The organism is Enterococcus sp. AZ089 (assembly GCF_050547225.1).
GTDB lineage: Bacteria > Bacillota > Bacilli > Lactobacillales > Enterococcaceae > Enterococcus_D > Enterococcus_D entomosocium.
The window spans coordinates 813,782-830,899 of the sequence record NZ_CP172954.1 but is presented as its reverse complement, the minus strand read 5'-3'; the positions used below and the strand labels follow the sequence as shown (position 1 = coordinate 830,899).

General features: G+C 40.2%; 15 protein-coding genes. 5 read left to right on the top strand and 10 right to left on the bottom strand.

All coding sequences use genetic code 11. The features are described from left to right. Positions 1 to 21: 21 nt before the first annotated feature. The 4 genes from IGJ01_RS03775 to IGJ01_RS03760 all read right to left on the bottom strand — a co-directional run bounded on the left by IGJ01_RS03775 (position 22) and on the right by IGJ01_RS03760 (position 4,145). The gene (locus tag IGJ01_RS03775; RefSeq protein ID WP_008377215.1) at positions 22 to 723 is read right to left on the bottom strand and encodes an ABC transporter ATP-binding protein; all 702 of its coding nucleotides are present in this window, start codon (positions 721 to 723) and stop codon (positions 22 to 24) included. A 5-nt stretch (positions 724 to 728) separates the two neighbouring features. Further along, positions 729 to 1,805 (bottom strand): ABC transporter permease, encoded by a 1,077-nt coding sequence (locus tag IGJ01_RS03770; protein WP_016613760.1) that lies wholly within the window; start codon positions 1,803 to 1,805, stop codon positions 729 to 731. Between the two features lie 318 nt (positions 1,806 to 2,123). Next, on the bottom strand, positions 2,124 to 3,083 hold the full coding sequence (locus tag IGJ01_RS03765) for an L-lactate dehydrogenase (RefSeq protein WP_008377211.1): 960 nt from the start codon (positions 3,081 to 3,083) through the stop codon (positions 2,124 to 2,126). Between the two features lie 93 nt (positions 3,084 to 3,176). Continuing rightward, entirely contained in the window at positions 3,177 to 4,145 is a 969-nt protein-coding gene (locus IGJ01_RS03760) for a TDT family transporter (RefSeq protein WP_429970162.1), read from the bottom strand. Between the two features lie 150 nt (positions 4,146 to 4,295). Between IGJ01_RS03760 and IGJ01_RS03755 the strand changes: the two genes are divergently transcribed. After that, a complete protein-coding gene (locus tag IGJ01_RS03755; RefSeq protein ID WP_429970161.1) occupies positions 4,296 to 5,123 on the top strand; it encodes a LysR family transcriptional regulator in 828 nt (275 codons plus the stop codon). Positions 5,124 to 5,206: 83 nt separating this feature from the next. Here the strand turns inward: IGJ01_RS03755 and IGJ01_RS03750 are convergent, their stop codons facing one another. Together IGJ01_RS03750 and IGJ01_RS03745 are read right to left on the bottom strand one after the other, a co-directional pair. Next, positions 5,207 to 5,635 (bottom strand): GNAT family N-acetyltransferase, encoded by a 429-nt coding sequence (locus IGJ01_RS03750; RefSeq protein ID WP_008377173.1) that lies wholly within the window; start codon positions 5,633 to 5,635, stop codon positions 5,207 to 5,209. Positions 5,636 to 5,817: 182 nt separating this feature from the next. Continuing rightward, positions 5,818 to 6,534 carry a GntR family transcriptional regulator gene (locus tag IGJ01_RS03745; protein ID WP_005237422.1) on the bottom strand — a complete coding sequence of 239 codons (717 nt, stop codon included), beginning with the start codon at positions 6,532 to 6,534 and terminating at the stop codon, positions 5,818 to 5,820. Between the two features lie 148 nt (positions 6,535 to 6,682). On the opposite strand from IGJ01_RS03745, the gene IGJ01_RS03740 reads away from it, so the two are divergent. After that, entirely contained in the window at positions 6,683 to 8,092 is a 1,410-nt protein-coding gene (locus IGJ01_RS03740) for a PTS transporter subunit EIIC (protein ID WP_430601419.1), read from the top strand. 11 nt (positions 8,093 to 8,103) lie between these two features. Continuing rightward, a complete protein-coding gene (locus IGJ01_RS03735; protein ID WP_430601418.1) occupies positions 8,104 to 9,195 on the top strand; it encodes an SGNH/GDSL hydrolase family protein in 1,092 nt (363 codons plus the stop codon). A gap of 155 nt (positions 9,196 to 9,350) precedes the next feature. Here IGJ01_RS03735 and mngB read toward each other — a convergent pair whose 3' ends face one another. The 4 genes from mngB to IGJ01_RS03715 all read right to left on the bottom strand — a co-directional run bounded on the left by mngB (position 9,351) and on the right by IGJ01_RS03715 (position 14,190). Further along, the gene (gene mngB / locus IGJ01_RS03730) at positions 9,351 to 12,026 is read right to left on the bottom strand and encodes a mannosylglycerate hydrolase (RefSeq protein WP_430601417.1); all 2,676 of its coding nucleotides are present in this window, start codon (positions 12,024 to 12,026) and stop codon (positions 9,351 to 9,353) included. 263 nt (positions 12,027 to 12,289) lie between these two features. Then, positions 12,290 to 13,390: a PTS fructose transporter subunit IIC gene (locus IGJ01_RS03725; RefSeq protein ID WP_008377165.1), complete on the bottom strand. Its 1,101-nt coding sequence runs from the start codon at positions 13,388 to 13,390 to the stop codon at positions 12,290 to 12,292. An 18-nt stretch (positions 13,391 to 13,408) separates the two neighbouring features. Next, a complete protein-coding gene (locus IGJ01_RS03720; protein ID WP_005237427.1) occupies positions 13,409 to 13,732 on the bottom strand; it encodes a PTS fructose transporter subunit IIB in 324 nt (107 codons plus the stop codon). Further along, positions 13,729 to 14,190 carry a PTS sugar transporter subunit IIA gene (locus IGJ01_RS03715; protein ID WP_244733114.1) on the bottom strand — a complete coding sequence of 154 codons (462 nt, stop codon included), beginning with the start codon at positions 14,188 to 14,190 and terminating at the stop codon, positions 13,729 to 13,731. The genes IGJ01_RS03720 and IGJ01_RS03715 overlap by 4 nt, the downstream gene beginning before the upstream one ends. A 247-nt stretch (positions 14,191 to 14,437) precedes the next feature. On the opposite strand from IGJ01_RS03715, the gene IGJ01_RS03710 reads away from it, so the two are divergent. Together IGJ01_RS03710 and IGJ01_RS03705 are read left to right on the top strand one after the other, a co-directional pair. Continuing rightward, the gene (locus IGJ01_RS03710; protein WP_244733112.1) at positions 14,438 to 16,372 is read left to right on the top strand and encodes a BglG family transcription antiterminator; all 1,935 of its coding nucleotides are present in this window, start codon (positions 14,438 to 14,440) and stop codon (positions 16,370 to 16,372) included. A gap of 251 nt (positions 16,373 to 16,623) precedes the next feature. Further along, complete coding sequence (locus IGJ01_RS03705) at positions 16,624 to 16,944, top strand: DMT family transporter (RefSeq protein ID WP_005237430.1); 321 nt, start codon at positions 16,624 to 16,626, stop codon at positions 16,942 to 16,944. Positions 16,945 to 17,118: the final 174 nt, after the last annotated feature.

The following is a 17,118-nucleotide window of genomic DNA, read 5'->3' as shown; positions in this document are numbered from 1 at the left end:
CAAATCCCTCTACTTTTCCACTCAGACTTGTGCAGTTTCTCTTGATGGGGCGTTTTGTTCGATCAGATTGCCATCTTCCATTCGGAAAATGCGATCACTCCATTGGATCATTCGCTCGTCGTGGGTGACCATAACTGTCGCTTTCTTTTTCTCATGCGCTTCTTTCACTAATAACTTCACGACTTCATACGCATGATCGGTGTCTAAGCTGGCAGTTGGTTCATCCGCTAAAATCAAGCTTGGGTCATTAAACAAGGCCCTGCCGATCGCTACTCGTTGACGTTCCCCACCAGATAAATCGCGGGGAAACTTGTCTTGAAGATCGAGAATATCTAATGAAGCAAGCAATTCATCAATCCGTTCCTTTTCCTTGGCTTTTCCTGAAACTTTGTCGACCAAATAAAATTGTTCCTTTACTGTTAGAAAAGGGATCAAATTCGAGCTTTGCAAGATAAACCCAATCTCTTTAAAACGCAACTTCCCTCGTTGCTTTTCATTTAATTGGGAAAAGTTGACCTGGTTGATGATGATCTCTCCGGCTGTTGGACTTTGTAAGCCGCCAGCGATGGTCAAAAAGGTACTTTTTCCTGAACCAGAAGGACCGATGATACTGACAAACTCCCCTTCTTGAACGTGAAAATTCAGTCCTTTTAGTGCCGTTACTTCGGTATGCTGCTTGCCAAATTTTTTTATAATATCCTTCATTACTAAAATGTCTTTCATCTTTGTTACCCTCCTATTGCCGTTATTGGATCGACTTTTGTGACCGTCCGAATGGAGAATAAGCCGCCTAGAACTGCCACGAGAATCAAGATGCCGCTATAAAGCAGCCATTGCTTTAATTCAAAGAAAAATGGCATGGCATCTGGTAAAAACAAGCTGGTGCCGTATGCCGCCGCAAAGGCTAGGGCTACCCCGATCACTCCTACCATAAATGCTTGCGCAATAATTGATTTGGCAATGAAGCTGGTCCGAATCCCTTGGGCTTTCATCACACCAAAAATCGCTGTTTTTTGTAGGGTGATCACATACATGAAAATCCCCACGATTGCCGTTGCAACAACAAACAAGAAGTAGATCATGGCATTTAAGGTCAAGTTTTGGGCAGAAAATCCGGGAAGCTTTTCAATAAAGTCTTCCGTTGCCAACACTTTGAGCTGGGTTCCTTCCTGGTTATTGACTTTCGGATCACTTGATTTGGTCACAATGATATTGATTGGCTGCTCCTTGTCAGATGCAAATGGTTGATTAGCAAACTTCATTTTCGTCCAAGTATCGAGGGAAGTATAAATCACTGGTGACACCGTATAAGACGTTTCTGGGGTGATCCCAACGACTTTGAAGGTTTCATCTGAGCGTCCGATTTTCACTTGATCCCCGACCTTGATACCTTCTTCTGCTAAGTTTTCTGAAATCGTGATCTCATTTTCTTTTGAAAACAGCTTGCCCTCTAAGACTTCTGGTAACAAGAACGCATCGTCTTGTGTACCAAAAACAGTCACATTGACTTGTTCATCGTTGACCGTAATGACACTGCTGTATAAACCAATTGGGGCTTTTTGTGTCCCTTCTACACGGTCTAAATCCCCTCTCGTCAATTGCGAAGCCGCAAATGTGTCATTCGCATCTTCTGATAAAACGATCGCGGATGAATCCCAGTCGACGATGGCCTTTTTAAAATCCCAGTTAAGTCCGGTAGCTAAGCCAGACAATATAAAAACAACATAGGCGATCAAAAACATGATTCCTACGATCAACCCATATCTTAATTTTGAATAACGCATTTCTTTTATAGCCAGAAACATTGTTCTTTCCTCCTACTTTCCAAATATTGACAAAGTGTCACTTTTTGAAGAATACCACACAAGGTGACACTTTGTCACTTTTTACCACTCGGAAAGTTTGTAAGGTTGATCGATCATTCTTTTTCTGTCATTCACTGAGGATGTTTTTTCCTAAAGGAGTGTGAATAAAGAGAGTTGAATATTGGGCGTTTCGCGTAAAATACGCCATTTCCTTTTAACATTCTTTGCTAGATGAAAAAAAGCATGGCAGACCGTAAATAGTCGAACCATGCTTTGGCAAAAACGAACACGAGGATTTCATTATTGGTGTTCTAGAGATCAGCTGACTTTGCTTTGTCCAATTGTGGAAATTACTGCTCGTAACTGATGACACGAAGTATCAAATTGCCGTTTTTCCTCAGGTGTAAGCGTCAATTCAATAATTTCGCGGACGCCGTTTTGGTCCACGACTGCAGGAACCCCTGTGAATAAATCGTTGATGCCATATTCCCCATTAAGGTAGGAAGATACCGGCAGAATCGCTTGCTCATCATTTAAGATCGCTCGAACGATTCTTGCGACACTCATCCCTATCCCGTAAAAAGTTGCTTGTTTTCGATCGATGATTTCATAGGCAGCATTTTTTACTCGTTCAGAAAGAACCGCTAGATCGGCAACGGTCAAACGATCCTTTTGCTTGATCAATTCTACGATCGGTTTCCCACCGATCGTTGTATGGGACCAGACAGCGACTTCCGAGTCACCGTGTTCCCCAATGATGTACCCATGAATATTCCGTGGATCGATGGCTAATTTTGCCGCCACTTCTTTTCGAAGTCTTGTGGTATCGAGGGTCGTTCCCGTACCAACGACCCGATTGGCTGGCAACCCGGACACACGCCATGCTTGATAAGTTAAGACATCGACTGGGTTTGAAGCGATAACAAGCACGCCATCAAAGCCTGAATCCATCACTTGTTTTGTGACGCTTGCCATAATTTCGGCGTTCACATCAATCAATTCAAGCCGTGTTTGTCCTGGCTTTTGGTTGACCCCTGCGGTAATAACCACGATGCCAGCATCTTTACATTCCGAGTACTCTCCAGCCCAAACTTTGATGTTTTCTTGCCCCCATGACATACCGTCTAACAAATCGAGGGCTTCTCCTTCTGCTTTGTCCCGATTGACATCGATCAAGACCAATTCATTGATCAGTCCTTGATTGATCATGGAATACGCAATGCTCGTTCCAACGAAACCTGTTCCGACAACGACAACTTTTCTGCTTGTACTTTTCATGTGCGATCCCTTCCTTTTCTTTTCAAATACTTGTGCTATTGTTTTGCGTATATTACGTATTTTCTCAAAAAATGTATGATCTCTTGTGCTTCCTTAGTAACTATGACCGGCAATCAGCGCTTTGGCTTGCTGATACAAATGAATTGCATATTTTCCTAACACATAGCAGACGACAATCACGGCAAAGCTTGTTTCAATAATCGTTAAGGCTTGTAGAAACCCAAATATCAGTGGGTGATTCGCAAAAAACAGCGCTGATTTGAACATAGCAGTCGCTGAAATCACAAGAGGAAACGTAAATGCCGCATAGCTTGGGTAAAAGCCGACTGCCAGCATGTTTTTCATATAAGCGACGACACAAAAATAAATCGTTTGTGACAATAACAGCATAAAGGCGACAAACCAAGCAGAGCCTTGTTCAAATACGGAAAGGTAACCTGCTAAGCAAAGAGAACCTGGTGCTGTTAAAATCGTGATCAAAGGAACTGCCGCACGTTCCGTCAGCTTCTGATGGACGATTCGTTTTAAAATAATCGGCAAAAGCGCAAAATACAATACCAATGCGATCCAGACGATCACTTCCCCCAGCTCTTTAAAAAAGACAGCAGAAGTATTGGGAATGACGCCAATACCGACGAAGGTAATAAACCAGCTCGGATAAATGTATTCCAGCGAAAGGTCGACAGGCAAAATATGCACGACAACAAAATAGATCATTAAAGCAAAATGTAAGCCGATAGCCCCCCACCAGAGCAGATCATTCATCACTGCATCGGGAATGACCCGTTCAAAAACAGTGGAAATCACCATCAGCGCCATCGTAAAGGTCGGCGCCACAGAAGCAACGATTGGGTTTTGCAACTCTGACATCGTGTGCTTAAATGTAAAGCATACTTTCAGAAGGAAGAGCCCCATGATGAAAATACCAAGGGTACAAAACGCATTTCCAACCGTCTCCATTCCTTCTGAATACAATAAATTCCCCAAAGACACAGTGCCTAAAATCAAGCCACAAATCGGGATTGGCAATGAATGTAAAAAATGCTGGATCGATGTTTTCATCAACTCATCCTTTCTAAACGTATGAAAATTTCAACTAAATTTGCTTTCTTTTTTCTCTACACTTATACTATAATCACCTGATAACTATTTGTAAAATTATACTTTTAAATACTAATTATAAATATTATTAATAATAAAGGAGTCCCCAAAATGATTGAATTGCTCAAAACCTTCATTGTTGTTTATGAAACGAGAAACTTTAGTCTTGCCGCCAAACAACTCTATAAAACTCAACCAACGATTTCCTTGCAAATCCAACGCTTAGAGGCCGAACTTGGCTTCAAACTTTTTGAACGTAAAGGAAAACAATTGATTTTACCCACCAGCCAAGCGGAGTTTTTGTATCCTCGTGTGGTCGAGTCTCTCCGCTCAATGTCCACTATTTTTTCGCAAGCCAAAGACACCAAAAATTTTAAAACAGAGTGTGTGCTCGCTTGTTCGAATACCACCGCCGTCTACTTACTGCCCAGCATCATGGCGCAGCTGATTGCAGAATTTCCAACGTTTGCTTTTGAAATCAAAATCATGAATTCTCAAGAAGTAATCGATGCCGTCGAATCAAACAAAGCCCATATTGGCCTGATCGAAAAATCAATCGTTTCGCCATTGATCCAAAAAGAATTCGTTTATCGCGATGAATTGGTGTTAGCAGGCAACCTCGCTTCTGATTTTTGGGTCTTGCGGGAAAACGACTCGGGGATGTACTACATTAACGAAACCTATCTGTACGCACAGCACTTGCATCCGCAAATCATCAAAGCCAATAACAGCGAAGTGATTTTGTCCCTACTAAAACAAAACATCGGCAAATCGATCATCTCGAAACTTTCACTACCAGAAGAGTTGCCTTGGCAGGAACTTGATCCAGAGTACCGCTATCGTGATCTTTTTATCATTCAGAATCGTCAGCGTGCGACGCCGGAGACCGGAGAGATTTATGAGGAGATTAAACGGCTGTTGTTGGCTTTGATTCCATAAATACTAGACTTTTGAAACAATTATAGTGAATACAAAAAAGACGCTGAAGAGTCGTTTGTCACTCCTCCAGCGTCTTTGCATTTTTATAATTCCTTGATAAACCGTTTCTGTTCATGACTGCTGTGATAGCCATGGTTTTCATAAAACTTGTGGGCAGCATGGCGTTTGACATTCGAATTTAATCGAATGCCTTGCATTCCTCGCTGTCGGGCTTCTGCTTCAATTGCCGACAGTAGTTTCCCGCCAACGCCTTGCTTTTGCACTTGATCATCCACTACCAAACCTAGGACATTAAAAAATCGCCCGGCAGAATAAACTGTTGAATATGGCTGTGCTTCAATCATTCCAACTGCTTTTCCCTCTATTTCAGCGACCAGCAAGAGATGATCCTCCTCAGCTAAAATTCTCTTTAGGCCTTCGATCAATACTTCTTCTTCGATTGGATAGCCTAGTACTTTCGACAAATGAGCTAGTTCTTTATGATCAGACAATGCAGCAGCTCTAATTCTCATAGTATTCTCCCACCTTTTGGCTTTTTATTCGGTCTTGTTTTAGATAACTCACATTCATTTATCAACTTAGAAATAAATGACAGCTAGTTGATTTGTACAAGTGCAATAGAAAAAAAGTATACAGACAATGTACTAGAAATCCCTTTGCTATGATCTTTTATGTTATTTAGCTAAACCAGTTTTTAATTTTGATCAAATGAAATGAGTGCATATTCGTTAGGAATATACCTGATTGTCGTATATTCGAATAATTTTCCCATATCATTATAGACCGCATTTTCCAATATTCCCACACAATTATTTTTTCCTAAAGCTAATTCTTTAAAGTCAGAATCTTTTGCAGATTCAACTTTCATTATAGACTTTGATGCAGCGATTTTAAAATCTAAGTTTTGTTTGATATGGTCGTAGATTGATCCGGCTATGATTTTCTCATTAAGCCCCTTAACGATACTTTTTTTGAAATAACTCGTATCTGACATCATCGCTTTCCCATCAATGAGGCGTAATCGTTTCACAAGGTATACTCTTTCACCAACCGGAAATGAAATTTTTTTTGCTAATGAATCATCAACAGTCAACTCGTGAAATTCTTGCACAATTGTTTTTTTTTCGACCTCAGTATCTGCGGATAGTGCCTTCAATCCTTGAAAATTTCCTACCTTGAAAGACTTCTTGTCAATCTCGATTCTTTCAAGAATAACTACCCCTCTTCCTTTCACACTATAAACCAATCCATCTTCATTAAGCAGTTGAATCGCTCTGCGAACTGTATTTCTACTAGTACCAAATCGCTCAATTAACGCCATTTCGGTCGGTAAAACCATTGTATCGTTATAGAGTCCCTCATTAATTTCATTTTTCAAAGTGTCATATATATCCCGAAACTTATTCACCATAGTTCCACCTCACTCTTTCAGTTGATTATAACATGATATCATTCTACCTATACAAATAACTTAAATTTGTTTAAACAAATGCTTGATTATTTGTTTAAACAAATTTAAAATGGGCCTAACCGGTTAAAAGAAATGAGGAGGTTTCATTATGAGTGACAAACAGTTAGCGGAGTACATGATTGAGTACGTTGGTGGAAAAAATAATATCAAAAATGTGATCCACTGCATTACACGTGTTCGTTTCTATCTAGTGGACAAAGAGAAAGCCGATACAACTAAGATAAAAGAGTTGGATGATGTAATGGGCGTAGTAGAAGCTCAAGGACAATATCAGGTGGTTGTTGGAAACAAAGTAAATGCTATTTACGAGGAAGTAATGCGCCAGTTAAACAATGATCAAGTCTTTGATTCTACAGAGGGAGTGGTGGAAAATGATTCCAATAGTGATTTTCTTCAGCTATTTCGAAATGGCTTCAATCAGTTTATTGGCATAATTACAGGTTCAATGATGCCCGTCATCGGTCTTCTTGCAGGAGCTGGAATAATCAAAGGATTACAAGCTTCGTTGGTGACGTTTGGTTTATTACAAGATAGTTCGCAATCTTATCTATTGATTAGCACGATTGCAGATGGCATTTTTTATTTTTTACCTGTCATCTTAGGTTTTACTGCAGCTCAAAAATTAAAGGTGAATCCTATTGTTCTGGCAGTCGTGGGTGCGATACTCATTCATCCAAATATAGTCACTATTGCTTCAAGTACAGCTGCGAAGGTCGTTATTTTTGGCATAGAATTCCCCATTATGAATTATACAGCTTCGGTTTTCCCTATTCTGGTCGCTGCTTGGTTAGCAACGTATGTTGAAAAGTTTTTAAAGAAAATTGTTCCTCTCGTGATTTCTTCCATTGTGTCACCAATCGTTGAAGTTCTGGTACTAAGCTTAGCCGTTCTTCTTATCATCGGACCAATCATAACGATTATTAGTGATGGGCTAGCATTCGGAATTAGTACCATTTTTGACTTTAACACGATTATTGGCGGAGCAGTCTATTGCGCACTTTTTCCAGTCTTAGTGGTCTTCGGCATGCATTGGCCATTGATTCCGATCATCGTCAACGATTTAACTGTTAACGGATTTAGTATGATGAATGCCTTCTCGTCTGTATTGATGATGGGTATTGCGGGTGCAACGTGCTCAATCGCATTGAAAACAAAAAAAGCTCAACTAAAACAAGTTGCCTTTGCTGCCACTCTTTCACAAATATGCGGTGTTGGCGAACCTGCAATCTATGGTATTCTACTAAAATACAAAAAAGTCTTCTATCTCGTGACCCTTTCAAATATTTTTGGTGGTGCTCTAGCAGGTTTCCTTCACTTGGTCAACTATGGATTCGCAGGTGGGGTTATAGGATTTGCCTCTTTTATCAACCCGGTTGCAGGGATCGATAAAAACTTCTATGCTTATCTACTCTCTCATATAGGAACATTTTTGCTATCCTTTCTTTTGACTTGGCTTTTTGGTTTCAATGATAAAATGAAAGCTGCAGATGAACTGTAAGGTGATATATGATGAAAAAAATAATTTGGCATCAAGTATTTTCTAATTACCAAGTACTAAACTTTTCTCCTAATGGACGTAAATTACGTTTAAGAATCAAGCAGCCGCTTTCTGGACAACAATTAGCACTCGAACTTTGTAACCGCTATGATTCTTTTGATTTAAACGTAGAGTCGATAAAAATCAGTAGTAATCCGGGAAACCAACAATCCAGTGTTATTACCTTAGATAATCGACCACAATTCATTGTCCCAGCTGGGTTCACTTTATGGACAGATGAAATTGTTTTTTCAGTAACCAAAGGAGCCGATATTCTGATAGAGGCATTATTTTCCAACGAGATCAATCGAGTATCTTCCTCGGCAAACTTACTATCTGATCAAGTAGTCCATTCGAATATAAGAGAAACCAATAACTTTATTTTTGGGATTACTTCAGTTGCTCTAGAAACGAAAGTTGATGCAAAAGTCATTGCTTTTTTTGGCGACTCTTTGACGAATCAAGGATATTTTAGTGATAGTGTCATCGACAATCTAAACAAACGTGGTCTGATTGCAACAAGCTTTAATGCTGGCATATCAGGCAATCGTCTGACACATGCTGGTTCAGGGATTTCTCGTTGGAAAGACAGCTTTGGGGTTGCTGGGATAAACAGGTTCCAAGAAGATGTCGTGGATCAAAAGCCAGATTTGATTGTTTCTTTGATTGGGTTAAATGACTTATTTCATCCAGGAACGGGCTCACCACTTTCAGAATTACCTACCAAAGAGGAGTTGATCAAACACTACAAAGTTCTAATGAATCTGGCAAAAAAAGCAGACATTCCGTTTGTTCCCCTCACGCTTCCCCCTTTTAACTATTCTTACAACCAAGGAAAGCCGAGTTGGACCGAGGAAAAAGAAGCTATCCGAACTGCGTTTAATCAATGGTTAATGACGCAAGAAAATACGATCGATATCAATGATATGGTAAGAGATTCTTCTGATAAAACGAGATTAGCTTCTGCATTTGATTCGGGGGATCATCTGCATTTTTCTCAAACTGGAGGGGAAATTTTAGGAAAAGCTGTTGCTGAGAAAATTCTTTGCCTTTCATTGCTGTGAATTGATAGACTCTCAACAAAAACTGTTAAAAATAGTCAAAAATAAAACCTACCTCCCATACACATCTGGTTAAAATGTATACGGGAGGTTGACCTTTTCACTATGAATTTTCTTCAACTCTGTGTTTGAATATCCTTACTCTCGATCACTAGCAATTACTCCACATACAATGTCACAAATTTTGCATGGTCTATTTTTTCAAGAGTGACTACATTCTTTTCCACAACAAGTGCTTCTTTTGTAGCTTCTTTTAAATCGACTGTTTCTACTACGTTCACTGGATGGTTAAATGTGATCGTCGCGTGTCCAACTTCATCTAAAAGCCCATTGTATAGACGCAAAATATAACCTGGACGAGCTTCGGCTTTTTTCAATACACTTAGGGTCAAATTGCCATTGTTCTCAAAAAGACTAAAGTTTGCCGGTAAGGTTGGTTCAACCGGCCCTAAAGTAAATATCAAGCGGGAATTCAGGAATTCTGCGGATTGATAAAGAGTGATCGGTGTTACTGCTTGTTTGGCACGCTGTGCAACATTTGCTTGATCAAATCCTTTAGCAAAGTAAGCAACAGAGAAATCAAAATGCATCTTTTTGTGACACTGCGCAGCTGGTGTTGCAATCACTGATTCTCCTGAAGCACGCCCTGGTCGATACAGTAGATTCTCTTTCCCCATGAAGCCATAGGTTCGGAAAATCGTTAAGCGAATCGTGTCAAACGCTTTCCCCACGATCTCATATTCACGTACACCCTTGGGCATGACTGATACGCCATGGGATGCATCGAATAAACCGACAAACGATTGACAAGTTTCTATGGCGATCGGCTGCTCATTCCATTGCTCTTTATTAGCTTCCCAAAGAGCCATTTCTTTTTCAAACACAACGGGGCGCTGCAACGTACCAAACTGTTGGTCAGCCAGCGAAAATTTCGAGGCAATTCCGGTATCAAATAGCACACATACCCGATGACTATCCACTTGTTGGTTTTCAACCGTTAAGTTGAAATCAATTTGTTGCGATTGTTTTTTCAACACGATCGTCAATTGGATCGGCAGTGAAGCCGAGACCTTCTTTTCTGCACGTTCAGCTAAATCCTTCGGAACCCTCAGCGTGAATGCCACATCAATCTTTTGGTAGATTGCTGATTGCTGAATCGAGATCGTTGGTTGCGCATCAATTGATGAAATCACAAAATCTTTCACAGGTGGTGAATAATTGAATGAATCACCATCGTCGCCATTTTCTTCAATAATCCCTTGATTTTGATAAAGTACTTGATTGGTTTTATCTAGAATATCCAACGAACCATTGCTATTGACAGTGATCTGATAGTACTCATTTTCGATCGTATTGGTTGTAATCTCCTGCAATGGTGCGCTTGTATCACCTTTTAAATCAATCGTCAGCTGGGTATACCCCATACTCGGCACGTCAGTCGTTTCTATGGCAATTTTTGCTTTATAGACTTTCTCCGGCAAATAGATCTCCTTGACTGGATCTAATATGTTCCCCTGATTCAACACATACTCCGTTTGGTCGGTAAGCTCTAAAATCGTATAAGGTAACGCCTGACCTGACTGGTCAAGGATCGCAAACTCTTTTTGCGGCAAATAAACCTCTGCTTCGATCACCCCATTACGTTTTGTGTCATAGGTATTGAAAAGCGTAAAAGTAATTTCTTTTGCTTGTGGGTTGTTGATTGCAGTAGAAATCTGTCGTAACGTCAATTCGACAAGATTCATAGAAATATCTCGCGCTTGCTTATAGCGCATATAGATATCTTCGTTGGTCGTATCAGAAACACAAGAACCAATCGAATCATGCGCCGCATTTTCAAACATTAACTTCCAAATCTCTATGACTGTTTCTACGGGGTACTCAAATCCTAATTGCATAGCCATGGTTAAGATAGGCTCCATGACATTGACTAAGTAATGTTGGATCTGGGTGTTCATCGCCTTCAAATCAGGACGTGAAGAAAAAATCGTTTTGTGGATTCGCATCAATTTGCCGTTGATCAGTTCACCAGCGATTTCTTCCAACTCAGGATGGCGTGCTTTGACCGCAGCAATGTATTTTTCGATCGTTGAAAATTGTAACACATACTCATCCTGATACAGTTGATTCATTCGATCAACCAATTCTGGAAGATTTTCTCTAACTGGTGCTTGATCGAAACCATTTGGAAAATACACTTGATCCGTTGCACTGCGTCCCCAAGTCGTTTTAAACGGTTCTTGATGTAAGAACTTTGCTAATTCTACTTCTCGCTCAGGAATGGCACCTCCAATGTAGTACCCACTTGGGATCTGATAAACATTGACCACAGAACCATCTTCTCCACGCCATTTGTACTCTGTGCATTTAACATCGTCATCACTGACACCGCGCCAAAACATCGTGTCAGTGATACCAAACTCACGATAGATTTGCGGCATACTAGCTGCTTGTCCGAAAGAATCTGGCACATAGCCGACATTCATGTAGGTTCCGAATGCTTCACAAATTTTCATGCCATATAACATATTTCGAACAATGCTTTCTCCCGAAATCACTAATTGATCGGTTTGTGTGTACCATGGACCAATGATCAACTTCCCTTGTTGAACAAGTTGTTGAATCCTTTCTTTGTCCTGCGGACGCCATTTCAAGTAATCATCTAACAGAGAAGCCTGTCCATCTAAGATAAAACTTTCATAAGGATCATCCTTTTCTAGTTGTTCAATGACGTTTTTTAGATCGTGCATCAAATAGATTTTCGAGCGACTCGTCGTAAAATACCATTCGCGATCCCAATGACTGTGGGGTACGACATGTACTGTTTTTTTCATTCAATCATTCCTCTCCCGTGATTAGAAAAGGCACGTAACGATGGGTGTCGTTCGTGCCTATTAATTTTTCTCAATTTTTTTACCATCTGGTACACATAATTTGATTCTTACACAAATACTTCGAATTTTGAAAATCGATTCTCTTCAAATACTCTCGTTTTCTTCCCCAAGTCTTGACATTGTCAGATGCCTTAAAGCGTTCTTGAAAAATCACCTGCTCGTGCCTTTTCTTTTGCTACTATTTAGCTAATCAGCCTTGTTGCTTAATTTTCAAAGCTCACTTCAATATCATCGAGGGCAATATCTTCTGTTTGTTCTTCTTGCTTATTGAAATTCACGAATAAAGGCGCGACAAAACCGATGAAGGCTGCTCCTGCAAATAGTCCAATCAAATACGCCCAACCGTTTCCAACAGTGAAGAAGCCGTATATTCCCCCAACTGGCGGCATTTTGTCATACATTCCTAATGCGATCCCCAAACCAGAAGCGATTGCTCCTCCCAACATGTTGATCGGCACAAGCCGTAATGGATTGACTAATGTAAAAGGAATTGCTCCTTCTGTGATTCCGATGAACCCCATAATAAAGTTATTACGCCCAGCATCCAGTAGCTCTTTGTTGAATCGATTTTTGTGGAACAAAGTTGCTAAGGCATATCCAAATGGTACCGCACAAATCGCAACATTCACGATGATAGCTGGCAAAAAGACCCCTTCCGCTAGTAACACATTTCCTGCCATCCAAGCAGCTTTGTTTACAGGTCCCCCTAAGTCAGAGCCAATCATTGCCCCCATGATGACTGCCAGTAAAATTTTGTTAACGTCATTTTCAATCATGGTTCGGATCCATTCAACCAAACTAGTATTGATCCACGCCAATGGCTCAGAGAGTAAGGCGCCCATGACGATTGCTACAGACAATGTAGCAATCAAGGGTAAAATTACCAGCGGCATCACCCCAGCAAACGACTCCGGTAATTTGATATGTTCTTTCGCCCACTTCACTAAGTATCCTGCTAAGAACCCAGCAATAACTGCCCCTAAAAACCCAGCATTGGTGCTAGAAGCGACTGCACCACCGATAAAGCCGGCACCTAGCGCAGCCTTATCTCCAACAGAATACGCGATAAAACCAGCCAAGACAGTATTGATCAAGCCGATTCCTGTCCACCCTACTTGTTCAATCAAATAAAGCGCATGTTTAAAGCCTTCCGTGTCAGCATAAGGATCTAAGCTTGTGATCCCCATACCAAGAGCAATCATTTTCGGAATGGCAACAACCAGTGAAGCACCAATAATCAATGGCAGTACAAAACTAATTCCACTCATCAAGTGGCCTTTTAAATCTGCTAGAACTCTTTTCATCATCCTTGCCTCTTTCCTTTAGTTTGCGTTTCTTTGTTCAACAGCAGCGACACATTTCTTCAGCACCGCTTCCGGTGCTTTGATACACGTATTGATATTTACTCGAATTTGCGGTTTTCCTTCAAACCGTTCCATCCCAACAACTTTTTGGTCAGTCGCTAAAAGCAAGAAATCTGCTTCTTTTGCTTCGGCTGCAGTGATCTCATTGACTTGCCCTAACGAGCCTTGCTGTTCGATCTTGACCTCATAGCCAAGTTTCGCACCAGCTTTTTCTAAAGCTTTTGCCGCCATCGGTGTATGTGCCAATCCTGCTGGACAGGCGGAAATCCCTACTATTTTCATATAATTTTCTCTCCCATCATTTCCTTTTTGATCAATTCTGCTAAATAAGCTTTGTCTTCTGATTGTTGAATCTGCTGGATGAATGTCTCTTCAAGCAATGCGGTTGCTAGACGACTCAGCATTTGCAGATGCACCGTTCCTTCATCTTTTTTAGGGACCATCAAAGCAAACACATTTTTGACTGCCGAATCATCGAAAGTTTCCCATTCGATGGCTTGCTCTAAACGAATAAACAAAACGGTCGGTTCCAAAACCGGTTCAGCTTTTGCATGTGGAATAGCAAAGCCTTCTTGTAAGCCGGTTGAATATTGTGCTTCCCGTTCAATGAATGCCTCACATGTATCTGCTGCATTGGTAACGATCCCTGATTCATAGGCATGATGCGCAATTACGTGAAACAGTTCTTCTTTTGATGTAACAGCCACATTCAAGAGAATACTTTTTTCCTGAAAATCCATCTCATCTGCTCCTTTCCTTTATTATGAAACCATTAGCGTAATTCGTGTGGTTTATTTTCTGTACACGTTTAATTTACGGTTTCTGATTCACCATGTAAACACAACAAATTTCCAATTCAAGCGGCACTCATTAGTAAAGCGTTTTCCAAAATGATTGCCAACTCTTCTGGAAACTTTCGGTACTGGTGAAGCATTTCCTTCTTATTCTTTCTATTGTATGATGAGAAAGAGCACGGAGGTGAAACAAGTGTCAAAACTTGCTTATCAACGATTAGATGATCTAATGGAAGTATTAACTAGACAAACGGCGCCGCTACCAATGAAGGAGTTAACAAAAAGCTTCTCGATTTCTGAGCGAACGGTTCGGACCGACATTGCAAATTTGAATGATTTGTTAACAAATGTAGGAGCCTCCATCAAGTTGATTCGAGGACAAGGCTATTTGTTGTCTATTGGTTCAAAAGAACGATTTCATGACTGGTGGACTGAAAGTATGTCGACTACCGAGTCCTTTCTAACTACGAGTGAAGAACGACAAGCTTATCTACTTTTCCTTTTATTTAAGAATGAAACCCCTTTATCCTTGGATGATTTTCTTGATCGATTATTTATTAGTAAAAACACCTTTTACTCATACTTAAAAACGGCTCGAGACAATTTAGCGACCTATCAATTAAAAATAGTAAATCGTCCAAATATTGGCTTTGAAGTCTTGGGTAACGAATTCGCCAAACGCCAAGCAATCAGTGATCTGTTGATTGAAAAAGATCTCCAAGAGTATTTGGTCGGCTTCACGGAAATGGAACTTGAGTTGTTTGATACGATTGATCTAACCCGCTTGCAAGAATTGTCATTAAATCATCTGGCACCCTTAGACTTATTAGACTCTGATTACTATCATAAAAACATTCTTTCTCATTTTGCTTTAGCAATCAGTCGCTTTATAGCCGGTCATCAGATCAACGAATTTCCCTTGCATGTGCCCGCGCTCAAAAAAGACGCCCAGAAAGTTGTAGGTCACTTCTTAGAAGAAATCGATCATGCATTTGATATACAATTGACTGCTGGAGAAAAACAATACTTCATTTACTATCTCGCGATGAACGCACCACGTTTAGTTGAAACAGGCGATGCAAGCGATTCTTCCACGAAAACTGCGAAAGCCATTGTGGAAGAATTATTAACTGCGATCAAACAGACGTCAAACTATGCATTAGAGACAGACAAGATGCTAATAGAAGATCTGACATCTCATATTGAGGGCTTTATCAATATGAATCTAATGGATGCACGCCGTAGCAATCCATTGCTGACAACGATCAAAAAATCTTTTCCACAGGCTTATGATTTATGTTTGACTCATTTAGAAACGGTAAGCCTGAAACACGGTTTTTATTTTTCTCCTGATGAGATCGGCTATATCGCTTTGCACATCGCAGGTGCTATGGAAAGGAATTCCATCAGAAATCATCATAAACATCGCGTCATCCTTGTTTGTGGAACTGGTCGAGCCATGAGTCGTATTATTGAAGCAAAAATTATCAAGCACTATCAAGAAACGATCGAAGTCGTTGATCGCTTTTCTTACGTCGAGCTACAACAATGTGATCTTTCTGCGATTGATTTTGTGATCACAACCGTTCCATTAGAACAGTTTTCGGTTCCCTCTATTTACATCAACATGGCCAAGCTAGATAAAGAAATTGGCAAAATCGAACCGTTCATTGAAACGCTCAGTGAAACAAAAGACGGCATCTATTCATTGTTTCAAAAAGCATTTTTTCTTCATGAAAATCATGCAGATAAAGAAACCTTACTAAAGAAAATGGCGCAGCAATTGTACCAAAAAGATTTTGTGCCCCAAGATTTTTATGACAGTGTGAAAAAACGAGAAGCAATCAATCAGACCAATATTAACGAGTGGCTTGCTATCCCCCACCCCATGACATTGCTGGCAAAACGCTCAGCCGTTTCAGTGGCGATCATTCCTGATGGTGTTGATTGGGGAAATGGTGATTTGGTTAAATTTGTCTTTCTCTTTGCGATTCAAAAAGACGAATATGAAGATACCGAAGAAATCTATAGTCTTTTATTAGAATTGATGGATCGTGAAGATATTCAACAAGCAATCTTACAAAAAAGTGACTATCACCACTTTTTGAGCTGTATCAAGCAATTATAAAAGGAGCTGGGGAATCCAGCTCCTTTTGTTGATTCTAACTTTTGTGAAATGCATGCAAACTATGGTTAGTAAATGAAAAGATTCTGAATTCAGAGAGTTTGACAATCTCTCCCTTTTCAGCTAAGATTTTATTATTGTTACATTAATTGAATATCCAAAACACCACCGGGTGATAGAAGTGTTTGGTAAACTCATTAGGTCCTTGAAGAGTTTACTGAATGCTTATTTTTTTTTGAGGAGGAGAATAAATTATGACATGGATTTATTTACTTTTAGGAGGATTTTTTGAGGTCGTATGGGCATCTACCATGAAACTGAGCAACGGGTTTAGCCACTTTTGGTATAGTATTTCAACAGTCATCGGAATGCTTTTCAGTTTTGGCTTCTTGGCTTTAGCGGTCAAAAACCTACCATTAAGTATCGCTTATCCTGTTTGGACAGGGATAGGTGCGGTGGGATCGATTATTGTGGGGGTCGTGTTCTTTAAAGACCAGCTATCCCTTCTGACTTGGGTTTTCGTCGTCTTATTAATAGTTGGTATTTTGGGCATCAAGTTTACCAGCGGACATTGATTTAGCCATTTGATAATAGTTTTGCTAGCCTTTTTGTAGGTACCTTCATCAATCAAGCGCCTTGACTCCTATAACGAAACACGGATCCAAATCGCCATTTTCAGCCCATCTAAAGAATTTTTTTTGCAATTAGCCTATAGGTAAAAAATATTTTCAAAAAACGTTTGACCTTAT